Source organism: Geodermatophilus nigrescens (assembly GCF_900129495.1).
GTDB lineage: Bacteria > Actinomycetota > Actinomycetes > Mycobacteriales > Geodermatophilaceae > Geodermatophilus > Geodermatophilus nigrescens.
Genome location: NZ_FQVX01000002.1, coordinates 153333 through 171664, shown reverse-complemented (window position 1 = coordinate 171664; position 18332 = coordinate 153333). Strand labels below are relative to the sequence as shown.

The following is an 18332-nucleotide window of genomic DNA, read 5'->3' as shown; positions in this document are numbered from 1 at the left end:
TCCGGGTGCCGGGACGTGGGGTGGTGCAGCAGAGACGCCCGGCGCGGCCGCATCTCATCGGTCCTGCGCGTCATCGGTCCGTGCGGACCTGCCGCGCCGCGGCCGCCGTGCCACGCTCCGGCATGGCCTTCGACCTCCACCGCGCCGACGGCGAGGTGCTCCGCTTCGACGACGCCGCCCGCTTCAGCTTCACCGCCACCGGCCACCTCGTCGTCTACGACTCGCACGGCAACAAGACGCTGTTCAGCCACCACAGCTGGAACTGGCTGGAGGAGCCGGTCGCGCCGCCCCGCCCTCGCGGCTGAGGCGCCGGCGCACACCGTCGGACCCGGGTGACCCGTCCCGGCCCCCGTTCCGGGCCACCGGCGTCCACCGGTCCCCGGTGATGTGCGGTTCCGGCGCATCCGCGCACCGGAACGCGCCCCGAGGGCACATCACCCCGCCCCGCCGGCCGAGCGGGTGCGCGGACGCCGCGCTCCCGGCCCCGGGATGCGGCGCCGGCGCACACCGTCGGACCCGCGCGGCCCGTCCCGGCGCCCGTTCCGGGCCACCGGCGTCCACCGGTCCCCGGTGATGTGCGGTTGCGGCGCATCCGGCCGCCGGAACGCGCCGCGACCGCACATCACCCGGCCCGGGACCGGGAACGCGGCCCGGCGCGGGGTCCGGCAGAGTGGCCCGCGTCGGGTCGGCGACCGGGAGGACGGCGGGATGAGCGCAGCGGCACGCCTGGGCGGGCTCCTCGCGGACGCGGCCCTGGGGCTGCCGCTGCGGGCCACCCGCTACACCGTCGAGCGCGGCGTCGCCGTTCCCGTGCCCGACGGCGTCACGTTGCTCGGCGACCACTACCGCCCCGCCGCGGCGTCCGGCCCGCTGCCGGTCGTGCTCATCCGGCTGCCCTACGGCCGCGCCGGGCTGCTGGCGCACGCCCTGGCCGCGCCCTTCGCCCGGCGCGGGTTCCAGGTCTTCGTGCAGTCGACCCGCGGCACCTTCGGCTCGGGCGGGCACTTCCGGCCGTTCACCACCGAGCGCGAGGACGGCCTGGCCACCCTGGCGTGGCTGCGCGCGCAGGACTGGTGCGACGGCCGGGTGGCCATGACCGGCGCCAGCTACTTCGGCCACACCCAGTGGGCGGTGGCCCCCTACGCCGACCCGCCGCTGGTCGCGGTCTCCCCGCACGTGACCGCCGCGCGGATCACCACCGCCTTCTACGACCACGGGGCGCCCGGCCTGGAGAACGCGCTGCGCTGGTCGGTGGCCATCGGGCGGCAGGAGGCCGGCGGGCTGCCCGGCCCGCTGAACCCGCGCCTGCGGGCGCGGGTGGACCGGGCGCTGCGGCTGCTCCCGCTGCAGGCCGCCGACACCGCCGCCGTCGGCGCGCCCGTGCCGTTCTGGCGCGACTTCACCGGCCACGCCGCCCCCGGCGACCCGTTCTGGGCCGTCGCCGACCACGACGGCGCCGACCTCTCCCGCATGCCGCCGGCCAACATGGTCACCGGCTGGTGGGACCTGTTCGCCGCCGCCCAGCTCACCGACGTCACCCGCCTGCAGGCCGCGGGCGTCCCGGTCCGCCTCACCGTCGGGCCCTGGCTGCACGGCGACCCGGCGGAGCTGCGGGAGGCGGTGCGCACCGACGTCGCCTGGCTGCGCCACCACCTCCAGGGCGGCCCGGCGCCCTCGGGCGCGCCGGTGCGGCTGTACCTGCAGCAGGCCGGCACCTGGCTGGAGACGACGTCGTGGCCGCCGCCGGGCACCCGCGCCGAGGTGCTGCACCTGCGCGCCGACGGCACCCTCACCGGCGGCGCCGGGACGCCGGGCGAGGCGCCGCGCACCTTCACCCACGACCCCGCCGACCCGACGCCGACCGTCGGCGGCCCGCTGCTGGAGCGGCCCGGCAAGCAGGCCGACAACCGCGCCGTCGAGGCCCGCGACGACGTGCTCGTGTGGACCGGGCCGGTGCTGGAACGCGACCTCGACGTCGTCGGGCACGTCCGCGCGCGGGTCTCGGTGCGCCCGGAGCTGGCGCACGCCGACCTGGTCGTGCGGCTGTGCGACGTCGACCCGGCCGGGGTGTCGCGCAACGTCGTCGACGGCATCCGGCGGCTGGACCCGCGCTCGGTGCCGGCCGCCGACGTCGCCGTGGGCACCGACGGGGCGCTCGCCGTCGACGTGGAGCTCTTCCCCACCGCCTACCGGTTCCGCGCCGGGCACCGGCTGCGGGTGCAGGTGGCCGGCGGCGCGTTCCCGCGGTTCGCCCGCAACCTCGGCACCGGCGACCCGTTCGCGGTGCCGGCGTCGGGCCGCCCGTGCCGGTTCGAGGTCCTCGGCGACGCCGCGCACCCCTCGCGGATCGAGCTGCCCGTCCTGGGCTGAGCGGCCCCGGACACGCCACCGGCGCCCCCTCCCGTGTCGGGAGGGGGCGCCAGGTGACGTGCTGGAACGGCCCCCGTGCAGGGGCCCGGCCCGAGCGTCAGCGAGGGCCGGGGGGACGGGGGTCCTAGCCCGCGAGCTCGCCGGCCAGCTCGCCCTCGAACGCGTCCTGCACGACCTCGGCGCCGCCGGGGACGTCGGCCGGCCGCAGGATGAAGCTCTGCGTGCTCGGCGAGACGCCGGTCTCGAAGGCGTCGATCGGCACCAGCAGGCCGCTGGTGTCGACGTCGCTCAGCTCGCCGAACGCGGCGGTGACGCCCTCGCGGGTGAGGTCGCCGCTCTCGCAGGCCGCGGTGAGCACCTGGTTCATCACGTCGCCCATCGCGTACCCGAAGACCGCGCCGAGGCTCGGCGTCGTGTTCGGGTAGGCCGCCTGGTACTGCTCGAGCAGCTCGGGCTGGGCGTCCCACGCGGTGATCGGCGAGGCCACGTACAGGTGGTCCTTGAGCCACTGCGCCGACGGGCCCTGCAGCAGGCCCGGCGCGAACACCGGGTTGCTGCCGAGGATCGGCACGTCGAGCCCGGCCGCCTGCGCCACCGCGGCCGCCGAGGCGGTCTGCGCCGGCGCGACGGTCAGCACGATCGCGTTGACGCCCTCGGAGGCGAACTGCGTGATCTGCGCCGACATGTCCTGGTCGGAGGACTTGATCTGCGCCTCGACCACCTCCAGGCCGCGGGCCTCGGCCACCGCGCGGGTGCCGGCGAGACCGTTCTCGCCGTACTCGCCCTCGAAGTAGATGTGGCCGACCTTGTCGCCGTCGGCCAGCAGGCCCTGGTCGAACAGGTACTGGTAGCCGTTGGCCAGCTCGACGTCGTAGGTGGCGCCGAGGACGCCGGTGCCCGGGATCTCGGTGAGGGTCCGCGCCCACGCCGACGGGAAGTTGACCATCGAGTCGGCCTCGTACTCCGGCGCCAGCGCGGTGTTGATCGGCGAGCCGATCGTCTGCTGCATGGCCAGGACGTTGTCCTTCATGCCGCTGTAGAGCTGCACGCCCTGCTGCGGCACGTAGCCGGTGTCCTGGACGTCGAGCTCGACGTCGTAGGTGTCGCAGACCTGGTTGTCCTGCCAGTACAGCGTGTTGCCGTTGGTGATGTCGGTGCCGAGCGCGGCGAACACACCGGTCAGGTCGGTGAGGACGCCGAGGCGGATGGTGGTGCCCTCGACGCCGACGTCGGTGGTCACCTCGCTGGCCGAACCGCCGCCACCGCCGCCGCCCCCGCCGCTGTCCGGCGCCTTGGTGCTGCAGCCGGTGACGGCGACGACCGCCGCCGCCGTCAGGACGGTGGCCCCCCGCAGACGCGTACCTGCTCTCATCTGGTGCTGCTCCCTTGCGCTGGTGGATCGGACGGGTCGGTGTCGGTGGGACGGTCGGCCGCCGAGGCCGGGGAGGCGCTCGGGGATCCGCGGCCGGGGGCTCGCCCTCGGCGGCGGAAGCGGTTGGCGAAGCCGGCGAGGCCGCCGGGCTCGAAGAGGACGACGAGGATGACCGCGGCGCCGAACAGGTAGCGGGCGGCGATGCCCGCGGCGATGCCGCCCTCGCCCGGGGAGCTGACCAGCGGCAGCACGTCGGCGAACTGCTGGAACACCAGCGGCAGGGCGGTGACGAACGCCGCGCCGAGGGCCGCACCGGCCACCGAGCCGAGCCCGCCCAGCACGATCATCGCCAGGTACAGGATCGACACGGTCAGGCCGAAGGACTCCGGCGCGATGCTGCCGATGCTCAGCGCGTACATCACCCCGGACAGCCCGGCGTACATCGAGCTGACCAGGAACACCCGGGCCTTGTAGGCCTGGACGTTGACGCCCATGACCGACGCCGCGACCTCGCTGTCGCGCAGCGTCTGCAGCGCCCGGCCGGGCCGGCTGCGCAGCAGGTTGCGGGCGAAGACGTAGGCGGCGAGCGCGAGGACCAGGCCGAGGTACCAGAGGCGCTCGGCCTCGCGGAACGGCACGCCCAGGACGAACAGCTGCGGGTCGTCGTTGCCGAAGCTGAACCCGAACAGCGAGAACTCCGGCACCGAGCGGCCGTTGAACCCGCCGGTCACCGGCGTCCAGGTGTTGAGCACGTGGACGCCGATGAACACCAGGCCGAGCGAGGCGACGCCGAGGTAGATGCCGCGCAGCCGGGCCGCGATCGGGCTGAACAGCAGCCCCGCGAGGCCGGCGAGCAGCACGCCGACGACCATGCCGACGATCGGCGGCAGCCCGAGCCCGCGCAGCACCGCCCGGGTGCCCAGGCCGCCGGACTCCCCGGAGATGAACGTGTAGCTGACCGCGCCGACCGCCAGGAAGAACGCGTGCGCCAGCGACAGCTGGCCGGTGGTGCCCACCAGCAGGTTCAGCCCGATCGCGCCCACGATCGCCCCGGCGACGGCGAAACCGGTGCGCAGCCAGAACTCCTCCACGTACAGCGGGAGGACCAGCAGGAGGGCGAGCAGCGCGAGCAGCAGCAGCGGCTTGAGGAACCGCATCGGCGAGCGGGCCGCGCGGGCCGGCGCCGCGGCGCCGGTGCGGGTGGCGCCGGCCGGGGCGGAGAGGGTGTCAGACACGTGTCAGCTCCTTGGTCCCGAACAGGCCGGAGGGGCGGACCAGCAGCACGATGATCATCACGACGTAGGGGGCGACCTCGCCGAAGCCGCGGCCGAGGAAGGACAGCTGCTCCTGGTAGCCCGCGGCCATCGCCTCGGTGATCCCGATGAGCAGCCCGCCGACCAGCGCGCCGCCGGTGGAGTCCAGGCCGCCGAGGATCGCCGCGGGGAAGGCGCGCAGCGCCACCGTGTAGGCCGCGGCGCTCACGCCGGGCGTCGGGGCGCCGACGAGGAACAGCGCCGCCACCGCGGCGAGCACGCCGGCGACGATCCAGGCCAGCGCCGAGACCCGGCCCTGGCGGATGCCCATGAGCGCGGCCGCCTCGCCGTCCTCGGCCGAGGCGCGCATGGCCACGCCCCAGCTGGAGTACTTGAAGGCGACGAAGAAGGCGACGATGAGGATGCCGGCCACACCCATGGCGATGAGCCGGTTCTCGCTGATGCCGACGCCGCCGATGCGCACGGAGTCCCCGCCCCACGGGTGGGGCACGTTGAGGATGTCCGGGCCGATCTGCCGGATGAGCTCGGTGAGCAGGATGATGTCGACGCCGATGGTGACGATGGCGAGGCTGATCACCGGGGCGCCGCGCAGCCGGTTGATGATCAGCCGCTCCACCAGGAACGCCGCGAACGCGGTGATCAGTACGCCGACGAGCACGGCGGGCAGGAAGCCGAGGGGCTCCGACAGCCGGGCGATCGAGTAGGCGCCGAGCAGCAGCAGCGACCCGTGGGTGAAGCTGACGACCTCGCTGGCCTTGAAGATGATCACGAAGCCGAGCGCGATGAGCGCGTAGATGGCGCCCAGCGAGATGCCGTTGAGCAGCAGGGACAGGAACTGGGTCACGCCGGGCTCCCCGTGGCGTCGGTGGTGTGGGCGGCGGCCGCCTCGGCCGGGTCGGTCTCGGTGCCGGAGCCCAGGTAGGCGCGGATGACCTCGGGGTCGGACTGGACCTGCGCGGGGGTGCCGTCGGCGATGCGCCGGCCGAAGTCGAGGACGGTCACCCGGTCGGCCAGCGACATGACCATCCCCATGTCGTGCTCGACGAGGATCACCGAGATGCCCAGCGCCGCCCGGATCTCCCGGATCGCCCCCGCCATCCGCTCGGTCTCCTGGGCGTTCATGCCGGCCACCGGCTCGTCGAGCAGCAGCAGCCGCGGCTCGATGCACAGGGCGCGGGCCACCTCGACCCGCTTCTGGTCGCCGTAGGAGAGCACGCCGACGGGGGTGTGCAGCTTGTCGCCGAGGTCGAGGAACTCGGCGATCTCCCGGATCCGCTCGCCGTGCACCCGGCCCTCCCGGGTGGCGCGCGGGAGCCGCAGCCCGGAGGAGAGGAAGCCCGCCTTCGTCAGGTGGTGGCGGCCGAGCATGAGGTTCTCGGCGACGGTCTGCGCGCCCGACAGCGCGATGTTCTGGAAGGCGCGGGCCACGCCGACGCCGGCGATCTGGAACGGCCGCATGGAGCTCAGCACCGCGTCGCCGAAGCGCACCTCGCCGGAGGTGGCCCGGTAGACGCCGGACAGGACGTTGAACAGCGTCGACTTGCCGGCGCCGTTGGGGCCGATGACGGCGTGGATGGAGCCGGGCGCGACGGTGAAGGAGACGTCGTTCAGCGCCTTGATCGCGCCGAAGGCGACGCTGACGCCGTCGACCTCGACCGGCGGGACGTCGTCCCGGGTGGTGTCCCGGGTGCTGCCGGGCGCGGCGGCGCTCACGCCGTCCACCGCGAGAGGGTGCGGCGCGGGGCGGTGTCCTCCCGGCGGACCGGGGCGTCGCCGGTGTGGCCGAGGTAGAGGCGCTGCACCTCGTCGGTGGCGGCGAGCTCGCGGGCGTCGCCGGACAGCGAGACCCGGCCGACGTCGAGGACGTAGGCGCGGTCGGCGACGCCGAGGGCCATGGTGGCGTTCTGCTCGACCAGCAGCACCGCCGTCCCCTGGCGGTTGATCTCGGCGATGACCTCGCCGATCTGGCCGATGACGCGCGGCGCGAGGCCGAGCGAGGGCTCGTCGAGCAGCAGCAGGCGGGGGCTGGCCATCAGCGCGCGGCCGATGGCGAGCATCTGCTGCTCACCGCCGGACAGCAGGCCGGCCCGCTGCCCGGCGCGCTCGCGCAGCACCGGGAACAGGTCGTGCACGCGGGCGACGGCCTTCGCCTTGGCGGCGCGGTCGCGGTTGCCCATGCCGCCGGCGCGCAGGTTCTCCTCGACGGTGAGCCGGCCGAAGATGCGCCGCCCCTCGGGCACCTGCACCACGCCGCGGCGCACGATCTGGCCGGCGTCGCGCCGGGTGAGATCGGTGTCCTCGAAGCGCACCGTGCCGGCGTCGACCCGGCCGCGGTGCAGCCGCAGCGTGCCGGAGATGGTCCGCAGCAGCGTGCTCTTGCCGGCGCCGTTGCTGCCGAGCACCGCGACGACGGAGCGGTCGGGCACCTCCATCGAGACGCCGCGGACGGCCTCGACGGCGCCGCCGTAGGTCACGCGCAGCGAGTCGACGGTCAGCACGGCGCCTCCGCGGGCGGCTGTCCCGGACGTGAGATGGGCCACATGGCGCGGAACGATAGGGCGCAGGTCAAGGCGCGTCGGGCAGGAACGACAGGACTGTGACCTGTCGGTGATACGGCTCCGACCAGTTCCTCTGGGGATCGCGCCGGAGTGTGCCGTGGCACCACATCCGGGGCCGGTGATGCGGCGGCCGGCGACATTGCCCGGAGTCCGCGCCCGTGTCAGGGCCGTCGGCTCCCTCGACGCCGGGTGTCCGCTGCTGCTACACCCGGCGGGTCCCGGGACCGACGGCGGCGGAGGAGCCCCCAGTGTTCGACGAGCAGCTCACCGCGACCACCACGAGGGCGCGCCGGCACGCCCTCGCCGACCTGCTGCGCCGCTCCGCCGCCCGCGCACCGGGCCGCACGGCGCTGCGCTTCCGCGACCGCTCCCACACCTACGCCGAGCTCGACACCGTCGTCGACCGGACCGCGAACGCCCTCACCGCCCGCGGCGTGGCGAGGGGCGACCGGGTGGCGCTGCTGTCGCACAACGAGGACGGCTACGTGGTGCTCACCTTCGCCCTCGCCCGCCTCGGCGCGATCGCCGTCCCGGTCAACTTCATGCTCCAGGCCGGCGAGGTCGCCTACATCCTCGAGCACTCCGGGGCCACCGGCGTCGTCGCCGAGGCCGCCCTGCTCCCGGTGGCGCAGGAGGCGCTGGCCCTGTCCGGCCGCGACGGCGACGTCGTGCTGCGCGGCGTGCTCGGCGGCGGGGGCGGCGCGCCCGAGGGGTGGGAGCCCTACGAGGCGTGGGCCGCGCACGGGGACGCCACTCCCGTCGACGTCCCCGTCGCCGACGACGAGGTGCTGCAGCTGATGTACACCAGCGGCACCGAGTCGCGGCCCAAGGGCGTGATGATGACCAGCCGCAGCCTGGTCACCCAGTACGTCAGCTGCATCGTCGACGGCCGCTACTCCCCCGACGACGTCGCCCTGCACGCGCTGCCGCTGTTCCACGTCGCCGCCCAGCACGTGTTCCTCATGCCGGCGCTCTACCTCGGCGGCACCAACGTCGTCCTCGACGCGCCCGACCCCGCCCGCGTGCTGGAGACCATCGAGCGGGAGCGGATCACCAGCCTGTTCTGCCCGCCGACGGTGTGGATCGGCCTGCTGCGGCACCCCGACTTCGACCGGCGCGACCTGTCGTCGCTGGCCAAGGGCTACTACGGCGCCTCGATCATGCCGGTGGCCACCGTGGAGGAGCTGTCCCGCCGGCTGCCGGGGATGGCGCTGTTCAACTTCTACGGGCAGACCGAGATGTCGGCGCTGGCGCTCGTCCTGTCCCCGGAGGACCAGCTGCGCAAGCCGGGCTCCGCCGGCACCGCCTGCCTCAACGGCGAGACCCGCCTGGTCGACGACCTCGGGCAGCCGGTCGGGCCCGGCGTCGAGGGCGAGATCGTGCACCGCAGCCCGCACGCCACGGCCGGCTACTGGAACGACCCGGAGAAGACCGCCGAGGCGTTCCGCGACGGCTGGTTCCACAGCGGCGACCTCGGCGTCATGGACGCCGACGGCTACGTCACCGTCGTCGACCGCAAGAAGGACGTCATCAAGACCGGCGGGGAGAACGTGGCCAGCCGCGAGGTCGAGGAGGTGCTCTACCAGCACCCGGCCGTCGCCGAGGTCGCCGTCTTCGGCATCCCGCACCCGCGCTGGATCGAGGCGGTCACCGCCGTCGTCGTCCCCCGGGACGGGCAGCCGGTCGACCCCGGCGAGCTGGTCGCCTTCTGCCGGGAGCGGCTGGCCGGGTTCAAGACGCCGCGGCACGTGGCGCTCGCCGACGCGCTGCCGAAGAACGCCAGCGGCAAGATCCTCAAGCGCGAGCTGCGCACCACCTACGCCGGGCTCGCGGACGGGTGATGTCGGTGGCGCCGGGGAGGATGCCGGCGTGCCGACGTTCTTCCTCCCCCGCGCCACCGACGACGACCAGGCCGAGCGGCTCTACGAGGCCCTCGCGGAGTTCGCCGGGGTCGAGCCCGCCCCGCCGGGCGAGCGGGTCCGTTCCGTCACCTGGATCCACGAGGGCGCGCGCTGGGTGGCCGAGGTGGGCGCGGAGCTGCGCGGGGAGCGGACGACGTCGTTCCTCCGCCGGGGGGAGCTCGTCGAGCACACCGAGACGCTGACCGACCCGGCCCGCGTGCTGGCCGTCTATCCGGGCACGCCGCACAGCGTCGTCACCGACGCGCAGCCCATCACCGGCACCGCCTCGCAGTGGCCCAACCCGATCCCGGTCCGGCCCGACGCGGTGGTGCCGTTCGACCCCCGCTGAGCCGTCAGTCCTCCACGCGGAAGCCGATCTTCATCGCGACCTGGAAGTAGGCGACCTCGCCGTCGACGACCTGGCCCCGCACCTGGGTGACCTCGAACCACTCGACGTTGCGCACCGTCTGCGCCGCCTTGGCGATGCCGGTGCGGATGGCGTCGTCGACGCCGGCGGGGCTGCTGCCGACGATCTCGCTGAGCCGGTAGACGTGGTTGCTCACGGCGACCTCCTGGACCCGGGCCCGGCGGGCGCCGGGACGCCCGCCCATCCTGTCGCCTCGTGCTCCCGTCCGGGCGGCGTGTCACATCCGCGGCGCCGGCGGTGCTGTAGGGATGTGGACGTCGTGAGGCAGGCACCGGCCGCCGCCCTCCGGACCGCGTCGGTACGGGGCGCCGTGCGGGAGCGAGGCAGGCGGGGGGACGCAGCCGTGGCAGGAGCGCCGGGCGCCGTCCGGGCCGACCTGGAGCAGGTCTTCCGCACCGGCTACCCGGCGGTCGTCTCCGTCGCGGCCCGGGTGCTCGGCTCGCGGGACGAGGCGGAGGACGTCGCCCAGGAGGTGTTCCTGTCCTTCGCCCGCTCGGCGGTGCCCGCCGCCGAGGCGCCCGGCTGGCTCGCCGTCGCCGCCGCCCACACCGCCCTCAACCACCTCCGCTCGGGCCGCCGCCGCGCCGCCCGGGAGGAGGCGGCCGCCGACGGTCCCCTGTCCGCCCCCGACGTCGCCGACACCGTCGTCTCACGCGAGGAGTCCGGCCGCGTCCGCGCCGCCCTCGCCCGGCTGCCGCGCAAGCAGGCCGTGGCCCTGGTGCTGCGGCACAGCGGCCTGAGCTACGCCGACGTCGCCGCCGCCCTCGGCCTGTCCCCCGGCAGCGTCGGCACCACCGTCCGACGCGCCGAGTCCGCCCTTCGCGAGGAGTTGACCTCTCATGCGCCTGTTCGCTGACCGCCACCCGACCGACGGCACGCTGCGCCGCCTCGTCGACGAGCCGGCCGGCGTGGCCGACGCCGACCGCGCGCACGTCGCCGGCTGCGACGTCTGCCTGGCCGGCCTCGCCCGGGCCCGCGCCGACGCCGACGCCGTCGGGGCCGCCCTGTCCCCCGCCGCCCTCACCCTCGCCGGCACCACCGGGGCCGCCGGCACCGACGCCGCCTGGCACCGGCTGTCGGCCGCCGTCGCCGCGCAGGCCCGCCCGGCCCTGGTCCCGGCCCCCGCGCCGGCCCGGGCGAGCCGCTGGCGCGGCGCGCTGCGCAGCCCCGTCGTCGCCGCCATGGGCGTGGTCGTCGTCCTCGGCGGCGCCGGTGCCGCAGCCGCCGCCGACTGGCTGCAGGTGTTCCGCACCGAGGAGGTGGCCGCCGTCCCGGTGAGCACCACCGACCTGGTCGGCCTGCCCGACCTCACCGCCTACGGCGACGTGACGTTCGTGTCCGAGCCCGACGTGCGCGAGGTGGCCGACGCCGCCGCCGCGGAGGACGCCACCGGCCTCGAGGCCCCGGAGGTCGCCGAGCTGCCCACCGGGGTCACCGGGGAGCCGGCCTGGACCGTCGGCGGCCGGGCGGTCGCGGAGTTCACCTTCTCCGCCGACCGGGCCGCGCAGGCCGCCGCGGCGGCCGGCGAGACGCTGCCGCCGCCCCCGGCCGGGCTCGACGGCGCCACCTTCCGGCTCGAGGCCGGCCCCGGCGTCGCCGCCGTGTGGTCGGAGGCCCGCGGGGTGCCGGCGCTGGTGGTCGGCCGGGTCACCGCGCCGGTCGCCTACTCGTCCGGCGTCCCGTTCGAGACCGCGCGGGACTACCTGCTCGGCCTGCCGGGCCTGCCCGACGAGCTCGCCGCCCAGCTGCGCACCTTCACCGGCGACGGGACCACGCTGCCGCTGCCGGTCCCGGCCGAGCTCGCCACCGTCTCCACCGCCGACGTCGACGGCACCGAGGCCACGGTGCTCGCCACCCGCGACGGCACCCTGCACGGCGTCGTCTGGGTCGAGGACGGCGTGGTCACCGGCGTGGCCGGGTCGCTGTCCGAGGACGAGGTCCTCGCCGTCGCCCGGGACCTCGGCTGACCGCCGGTCGCACCGCCGCCGCCGGGGACGCCGCAGCGCTGCTCGAGCAGCTGCCGCCGTCCCCGGCGGTGTGGTGCTCGGGGCTGCGCAAGCGGTACGGGAAGCGCACCGCCGTCGACGGCGTCTCCTTCAGCGTCGGCCGCGGCGAGGTGGTCGGCCTGCTCGGCCCCAACGGCGCCGGCAAGACCAGCGTCATCAAGATGCTGCTCGGCCTGGTGCGGCCCGACGACGGCGAGGTGCTGCTGCTCGGGCGCCCCGGCCGCGACCCGCGCGCCCGCGAGCGGGTCGGGTACCTGCCCGAGCTCTTCCGCTACCAGCCGTGGCTGACCGCCGCCGAGGTGCTCACGCTGCACGTGCGCCTGTCCGGGGCGCGGGTGCCGGCCGCCGAGCAGGCCGACGTGCTGGCCCGGGTCGGGCTGGCCGCGCGCAGCGGCGACCGGGTGGGCGGGTTCTCCAAGGGCATGCAGCAGCGCCTCGGCCTGGCCGTCGCGCTGGTGGCCCGCCCGGAGCTGGTGGTCCTCGACGAGCCCACCAGCGCGCTGGACCCGCTGGGCCGGGTCGACGTCCGCGACGTGGTGCTCGACCTGCGCGAGCGCGGCGTGGCCGTGCTGCTCAACTCGCACCTGATCGGCGAGGTGGAGCGGGTCTGCGACCGAGTGGTGATCCTCGACCGCGGTCGGGTCGCCGCCTCCGGCACGCTCGCCGAGCTGCTCGGCCAGCGCGAGCTGCGGCTACGCCTGGATGGGCTCACCCCCGCCGCGGAGGCACGCATGGCGGCGGTCGGCGCGGTCACCCGCACCGGCCGCGAGGTCACCGTGGCGCTGCCGGCCGGCGAGGAGGACGCCGTCGTGCCCGCGCTGGTGGCCGACCTGGTGGGCCTGGGCGTGCGGGTGCACGCCGTCGAGCCGGTGCGGATCAGCCTCGAGGAGCGGCTGCTCGGCATCCTGCGGGAGGAGCACGCATGAGCACGGCGCTCACCTTCGCGGGCCTCACCCTGCGCGAGGCCGCCCGCCGCAAGGTGCTGCGGGCCCTGGGCCTGCTCACCCTCGCGCTGCTGGGCCTGTCGGCGTGGGGCTTCGCCAAGCTCGCCACGGTCGACCCGGAGTTCGGCGCGCTCACCAGCGGCGAGGCCCGGCTGTTCGCCTCCCAGCTGCTCAACCTGGTGATGTTCGGCTACAGCCTCATCGCGGCGCTGGGCACCGCCTTCCTCGCCGGGCCGACGCTGTCCGGGGAGGTCGAGTCGGGGCAGGCGCTGTCGATCCTGGCCCGGCCGGTGCGCCGCGCCACCGTGCTCGCCGGCAAGTGGCTCGGGCTGGTCGCCTTCGGCACCGGGTACGTGTTCGCCGCGGGGCTCGCGCAGTTCGCCGTCGTGTACTGGGCGGTGGGCTTCTGGCCGCCGGACCCGGTGGTCGGGCTGCTGCTGCTCGCCGCGCAGACGACGGTGCTCATGACGCTGGCGCTGCTGCTGGCCACCGCCGTCTCCCCGATGGCCTCGGGCATCGTCGCCGTCGGCCTGTTCGGCGCGACCTGGGTGGCCGGGGTCGTCGGCAGCGTCGGCGAGCTGATCGGCAACGACGGCGTGGCGCGGGTCGGCGAGGTCTCGCGGATGCTGCTGCCCACCGACGGGCTGTGGCGCGGGGCCATGCACGCCTTCCAGGACACGACGTCGCTGGCCGCGGCCGGCTTCGAGGGATCGCCGTTCCTGGCGATCGCCCCGCTCAGCGGCGGCTACCTGGTGTGGGTGGCCGTCTGGCTGGTGCTGATCGGCGGGCTGGCCGCGCTGTCCTTCGGCCGCCGCGACGTCTGAGGCGGCCGCCGGGGAGACTGTCCCGGCGGCCGGCCGGTCGCGCGCGAGCGAGAGGGGACCCGTGCCGACCTGGGCGTCCGACGCGATCTGGTGGCAGGTGCACCCCCTGTCCTTCACCGGCGCCGAGCGGGAGGCCCTGCCGCCCGGGGAGGTCCGGCACCGGCTGCCGCACCTGCAGCGGTGGCTGGACCACCTGCTCGCCCTCGGCTGCAACGGCCTGGCCCTGGGGCCGATCGCGGCCAGCTCCACCCACGGCTACGACACCGTCGACCACTTCCGGGTCGACCCGCGCCTGGGCGACGACGCCGACGTCGACGCGCTGTTCGCCGCGGCCCGCGAGCGGGGCATCCGGGTGCTGCTCGACGGGGTGTTCAACCACGTCGGTCGCGAGCACCCCGCCTTCCGCGCCGTGGTCGAGCAGGGCCCAGGCGCCCCGACGGCGGAGCTGTTCCGGCTGTCCTGGCCGGAGGGCTGGACGCCGGGCACCGCGCCGCGCGCCGACGTCTTCGAGGGCCACGACATCCTCGTCGAGCTCGACCACTCCTCCCCCGCCGTCGCCGACCTGGTCACCCGGGTGATGACGCACTGGCTCGACCGCGGCGCCGACGGGTGGCGCCTGGACGCCGCCTACGCCGTGCCGCCGTCGTTCTGGGCGCGGGTGCTGCCCGCCGTGCGCGCCGCGCACCCCGGCGCCTACGTCGTCGGCGAGGTCATCCACGGCGACTACCCGCGGATCGTCGCCGAGGGCGGGCTGGACTCGGTCACCCAGTACGAGCTGTGGCAGGCGGTCTGGCACGGGCTCGCCGAGCGCAACCTGTTCGAGCTGGCCTGGTCGCTGCAGCGGCACGGGGAGTTCCTGCGCTCCTTCGTCCCGTGGACCTTCGTGGGCAACCACGACGTCACCCGCATCGCCAGCGCCGTCGGCGACCCGCGGCACCTGCCGCACGCGCTGGCGGTGCTGTTCACCGTGGGCGGCACCCCGGCGGTGTGGGCCGGCGACGACCACGCGTTCACCGGCGTCAAGGAGCACCGCGCCGGGGGCGACGACGCCGTCCGGCCGCCGTTCCCGGCCGACCCCACCGGGCTGTCCCCGCTCGGCGCCCCGACGTTCGCCGTGCACCAGGAACTCATCGGGCTGCGCCGCCGGCACCGCTGGCTGCACACCGCCGCGTCCGAGCAGGTGCACGTGGCCAACGAGCAGCTGGTCTACGCGGTCGCCGGCGACGGGCAGCGGCTGCTGGTGGCGCTCAACCTCGGCGACGCCGCGGCCCGCGTGCCCGCGCCCCGCGCGGGGACGGTCCTCGCCGGGGCCGCCACGGTCCGGCGCGACGCCGTCGAGCTGCCGCCGCACGGCTGGGCGGTGCTCACCGGCTGAGCGGCGCGGGCGCGCCGAGCCCGACGATCCGCCAGCGGTCGTCGAGGGTGGCCACGTCGTGCGTGACCAGCAGCACGGCCCGCGGGTCGCGGGCCAGCAGGCCGAGCACCCGCTCCGCGGTGGCCGGGTCGAGGTGCGCGGTGGGCTCGTCCAGCAGCAGCACGTCCGCCGGGCTCAGCAGCACGCGCGCCAGCGCCACCCGGGCCCGCTCCCCCGCCGACAGCCGCGACCCGCCCTCGCCCACCCAGCCGCCCAGACCCGGCGACACCGCGAGCGCCCCCAGCCCGAGGTCGGCGAGGACGGCGCGCAGCTCGTCGTCGGTCGCGTCCTGCCGGCCGAGGCGCAGGTTGGCCGCCAGGGTGCTGCCGAGCACCTGCGGTTCCTGCGCGCTCCACAGCACCCGCGACCGGACGCCGTCGAGCGGGAGCCGGCGCAGGTCGGTGCCGCCGAGGGTGACCCGGCCGGCGTCGGGGTCGCGGACGCGGGCGGCCAGCGCCAGCACCGTGCTCTTGCCCGCCCCGCTCGGCCCGGTGAGCGCGACCTTCGCACCCGCGGGGAGGTCGAGGTCCAGCCCGGCGAGGACCGGGGCGGGCGCGCCCGGGTGGACCACGGTCACGTCCTCGAGGCGCAGGACGGAGCCGGCCGGCGGGGGCAGCGGGTCCAGCGGGTCGGCCACCGCCGGACGGCGGTTCCCCAGCTCGGCCACCCGCCGCGCGGCCGCCGTGATGCCGCCGGCCGCGCTCCAGGCGGCGCCCAGGCCGCCGACCGCCTCGAAGGCGCCGAGCACGCCGAGCGCGCAGGCGGCCAGGAGCGGCGCGCCGGTGTCCCCGCGGGCGACGTCCTGCCCGACGATCCACAGCGCCGCCACCAGGCCGAGGCCGGGGACGCCCTCCCGGCACAGGGTGGTGACGGCGGCCAGCCGCGCGGCCGCCCGCTCGGCCTCCTCCTGCCGCTGCAGGTGCCCGTCGAGCGCGCGGAGGGCGGTCGCCCCGCCGTCGGCGGTGAGGTGGTCGGTCAGGCCCCGGACCAGGTCGAGGGTGTCGGCGGTGACGTCGGCGTCGGCCCGGGCGGCGGCCACGGCGGCGCGGCGCCCGGCCCGCGCGGCGGCCGCCGGGACGGCGACCCCGAGCACGAGTAGCAGTCCCGCGAGGACGGCCGCGGTGGGCGGGGACACCAGGGCGGTGAGCGTGACGGCGGCCCCGCCGGCCAGCACGGCGACGCCGGCCGGCGCGACCAGCCGGACGACGACGCCCTGCAGCTCGTCGACGTCGGCGCGCACCCGGGCCAGCAGCTCCCCGCCGCGGACCCCGACGAGGGCCGCGGGCGCCAGCGGCACGAGGCGCTCGAGCACGCGCTCGCGCACCGCGGCGACCGCCCGCAGCGTGACGTCGTGGGTGACCAGCCGCTCGGCGTAGCGCAGCGCCGCCCGCGCGACGCCGAACAGCCGCACGCCGGTGATCAGCGGCATGAGCACCAGCAGGGTGCGGGGGCGCTGCGCCGCCCCGGTGATGAGCGCGCCGGAGGTGGCCAGCAGCGCCGCCCCGGCGAGGACGGTGAGCGCGCCGAGGACGACGGCCAGGCCGGCGCGGGGCCCGCGGACCAGCGCCAGGACCTCCCTCACCCGGGCACCGCCGGCTCCCGCAGCCGCCCGCCGTCGAGGCCGACCACGCGGTCGTGCAGGGCCAGCGGGGCGGCGCGGTGCGTGACGGTGACCAGGGTGCGGCCGCGCGCGAGCTCGTCGAGGGCGGCGAGCACCTGCTGCTCGGTGGCGGCGTCGAGCTGGCCGGTCGGCTCGTCGAGCACGAGCAGCGCGGCGTCGGCGACGAGGGCGCGGGCGATCGCCAGCCGGACCCGCTCGCCGCCGGACAGCCGCGCCCCGTCCTCCCCCAGCGGGGTGTCCGCGCCCCGGGGCAGGCCGCGCACGAGGGCGGTGAGCCCGGCCCGGTCGAGCGCCCGGGCGACGTCGGCGTCGGAGGCACCGGGGCGGCCGAGCCGCACGTTGTCGGCGACGGTGCCCGGCAGCAGCCACGGCCGCTCGGGGACGTACGCCACGCGGGCGCGCCAGGCCGCGGGGTCGAGCTCGGCGAGCGGGACGCCGTCGACCAGCACGGTGCCGGCGTCGGGCTGCGCGAGGCCGAGCAGCAGCCGCACCAGCGTGGTCTTGCCGGCGCCGCTGGGCCCGACGAGCGCGGTGCGGGAGCCCGGCGGCAGGTCCAGGTCGACGCCGTCGAGCGCGGTGCGGGTGCCGTACCGGACGGTGACGCCGCGCAGCGCCAGCGCCGGGACACCGGCGGGCGCGGGGCGGGTGCCGCGGGGCGGCGCCGGGGTGTCGAGCAGCGCGAACACGCGCTCGGCGGCCGGGCGGCCCTCCAGGCTCGCGTGCCGGTCGGCGCCCAGGGCCCGCAGCGGCGCGAAGAACTCGGGGGTGAGCAGCAGCACCAGCAGCGCCCGCTCGAGCTGCAGGTCGCCCTCGAACAGCCGCACGCCGACGGTGACGGCCACCAGCGCCGTGCACAGCACCGCGCCGAACTCGAGCACGAAGCCGGACAGGAAGGCGGTGCGCAGCAGCCGCATCGTGCCCGCGCGGTGCGCCTCGCTCACGCCGGCGAGCCACCGGGTGCTGCCCCGCGCCCGGCCGTGCGCGACCAGCGTCGGCAGCACGCGCACGGTGTCGGCCAGCACCGCGCCGAGCCGGCCGAGGGTCTCCCACGACGAGCGGGCGGCCCGCGCGGCGAAGGTGCCGGTGAGCCACAGGAAGAACACCAGCAGCGGGCCGGTGAGCAGCAGCAGGCCGCCGCTGGCCGGGTCGAGCACGAGGACGGTGACCGCGACCAGCGGCGGGACGACCGCCGCGGCCGCGGCGCCCGGCGCCAGCCGGCCGACGACGCCGTCGAGCTTCGCCACGCCCTCGGTGACGGTGGTGGCCAGCTCACCGGCGCGCTCGCCGGCGGCGTGCGCGGGGCCGAGGTCGAGCAGCCGGCGCAGCAGCGCGGCGCGCAGCTCCCGGCGCACACGGGCCGAGGTGCGGGCGGCCGCGCGGTCGCGCAGGCCGAGCAGCGCGGCGCGCGCCAACCAGGCGGCGAGCACGCCGGCCAGGGCGCCGGTCAGCTCCGCCGGGGCCGCGCGGCCGAGGGCCACCCGGGAGACGACGGCGGCCACGAGCGCCCACTGCACGACCAGCAGCGCCCAGGTCAGCACGCCCGCGGCCGCGCAGCCGGCCAGCAGCCGGCGAGGACCGGGCAGGGCGAGCAGCCGCCGCGTCGGGCTCGGGTCGCTCACGG

The 18332-nt window shown here is 76.6% G+C and carries 17 protein-coding genes; 9 read left to right on the top strand and 8 right to left on the bottom strand.

All coding sequences use genetic code 11. The features are described 5' to 3' along the window. Positions 1–122 precede the first annotated feature (122 nt). Positions 123–305, top strand: coding sequence for a hypothetical protein (locus tag BUE37_RS08360; RefSeq protein WP_073420650.1), 183 nt, complete (start codon positions 123–125; stop codon positions 303–305). Positions 306–708: 403 nt separating this feature from the next. After that, positions 709–2370, top strand: coding sequence for a CocE/NonD family hydrolase (locus BUE37_RS08355; RefSeq protein WP_073419780.1), 1662 nt, complete (start codon positions 709–711; stop codon positions 2368–2370). A 124-nt stretch (positions 2371–2494) separates the two neighbouring features. On the opposite strand, the gene BUE37_RS08350 is transcribed toward BUE37_RS08355, so the two are convergent. From BUE37_RS08350 to BUE37_RS08330, 5 genes are read right to left on the bottom strand one after another with little or no spacing between them, the layout of a single operon-like run. After that, positions 2495–3742: an ABC transporter substrate-binding protein gene (locus tag BUE37_RS08350; protein ID WP_073419779.1), complete on the bottom strand. Its 1248-nt coding sequence runs from the start codon at positions 3740–3742 to the stop codon at positions 2495–2497. After that, positions 3739–4977 (bottom strand): branched-chain amino acid ABC transporter permease, encoded by a 1239-nt coding sequence (locus BUE37_RS08345; protein WP_073419778.1) that lies wholly within the window; start codon positions 4975–4977, stop codon positions 3739–3741. Before BUE37_RS08345 ends, BUE37_RS08350 begins: the two co-directional genes overlap by 4 nt. Continuing rightward, positions 4970–5860 carry a branched-chain amino acid ABC transporter permease gene (locus tag BUE37_RS08340; protein ID WP_073419777.1) on the bottom strand — a complete coding sequence of 297 codons (891 nt, stop codon included), beginning with the start codon at positions 5858–5860 and terminating at the stop codon, positions 4970–4972. Before BUE37_RS08340 ends, BUE37_RS08345 begins: the two co-directional genes overlap by 8 nt. Next, entirely contained in the window at positions 5857–6738 is an 882-nt protein-coding gene (locus BUE37_RS08335; RefSeq protein WP_245794445.1) for an ABC transporter ATP-binding protein, read from the bottom strand. Before BUE37_RS08335 ends, BUE37_RS08340 begins: the two co-directional genes overlap by 4 nt. Then, on the bottom strand, positions 6726–7514 hold the full coding sequence (locus BUE37_RS08330; RefSeq protein ID WP_073419776.1) for an ABC transporter ATP-binding protein: 789 nt from the start codon (positions 7512–7514) through the stop codon (positions 6726–6728). The genes BUE37_RS08335 and BUE37_RS08330 overlap by 13 nt, the downstream gene beginning before the upstream one ends. 308 nt (positions 7515–7822) lie before the next feature. On the opposite strand from BUE37_RS08330, the gene BUE37_RS08325 reads away from it, so the two are divergent. Next, on the top strand, positions 7823–9415 hold the full coding sequence (locus BUE37_RS08325) for an acyl-CoA synthetase (RefSeq protein ID WP_073419775.1): 1593 nt from the start codon (positions 7823–7825) through the stop codon (positions 9413–9415). 28 nt (positions 9416–9443) lie between these two features. Further along, positions 9444–9824, top strand: a complete 381-nt coding sequence (locus BUE37_RS08320; RefSeq protein ID WP_073419774.1) for a hypothetical protein — start codon at positions 9444–9446, stop codon at positions 9822–9824. A gap of 4 nt (positions 9825–9828) precedes the next feature. Here the strand turns inward: BUE37_RS08320 and BUE37_RS08315 are convergent, their stop codons facing one another. Continuing rightward, the gene (locus BUE37_RS08315; protein ID WP_073420648.1) at positions 9829–10038 is read right to left on the bottom strand and encodes a dodecin; all 210 of its coding nucleotides are present in this window, start codon (positions 10036–10038) and stop codon (positions 9829–9831) included. A gap of 207 nt (positions 10039–10245) precedes the next feature. Between BUE37_RS08315 and BUE37_RS08310 the strand changes: the two genes are divergently transcribed. The 5 genes from BUE37_RS08310 (at position 10246) to BUE37_RS08290 (ending at position 15051) form a co-directional block, all read left to right on the top strand. Continuing rightward, the gene (locus BUE37_RS08310) at positions 10246–10758 is read left to right on the top strand and encodes an RNA polymerase sigma factor (protein ID WP_217651188.1); all 513 of its coding nucleotides are present in this window, start codon (positions 10246–10248) and stop codon (positions 10756–10758) included. Next, the gene (locus BUE37_RS08305; protein ID WP_073419773.1) at positions 10742–11869 is read left to right on the top strand and encodes a hypothetical protein; all 1128 of its coding nucleotides are present in this window, start codon (positions 10742–10744) and stop codon (positions 11867–11869) included. Before BUE37_RS08310 ends, BUE37_RS08305 begins: the two co-directional genes overlap by 17 nt. A gap of 68 nt (positions 11870–11937) precedes the next feature. Continuing rightward, the gene (locus tag BUE37_RS08300; protein WP_245794443.1) at positions 11938–12834 is read left to right on the top strand and encodes an ABC transporter ATP-binding protein; all 897 of its coding nucleotides are present in this window, start codon (positions 11938–11940) and stop codon (positions 12832–12834) included. After that, complete coding sequence (locus tag BUE37_RS08295) at positions 12831–13676, top strand: ABC transporter permease (protein ID WP_073419772.1); 846 nt, start codon at positions 12831–12833, stop codon at positions 13674–13676. The genes BUE37_RS08300 and BUE37_RS08295 overlap by 4 nt, the downstream gene beginning before the upstream one ends. Positions 13677–13737: 61 nt before the next feature. After that, positions 13738–15051, top strand: coding sequence for an alpha-amylase family glycosyl hydrolase (locus BUE37_RS08290; RefSeq protein WP_073419771.1), 1314 nt, complete (start codon positions 13738–13740; stop codon positions 15049–15051). Here BUE37_RS08290 and cydC read toward each other — a convergent pair. Together cydC and cydD are read right to left on the bottom strand one after the other, a co-directional pair. Then, positions 15041–16672 carry a thiol reductant ABC exporter subunit CydC gene (gene cydC, locus BUE37_RS08285; RefSeq protein ID WP_073419770.1) on the bottom strand — a complete coding sequence of 544 codons (1632 nt, stop codon included), beginning with the start codon at positions 16670–16672 and terminating at the stop codon, positions 15041–15043. The genes BUE37_RS08290 and cydC overlap by 11 nt on opposite strands. Beyond that, complete coding sequence (gene cydD, locus BUE37_RS08280) at positions 16669–18330, bottom strand: thiol reductant ABC exporter subunit CydD (RefSeq protein WP_083628495.1); 1662 nt, start codon at positions 18328–18330, stop codon at positions 16669–16671. The genes cydC and cydD overlap by 4 nt, the downstream gene beginning before the upstream one ends. Positions 18331–18332: the final 2 nt, after the last annotated feature.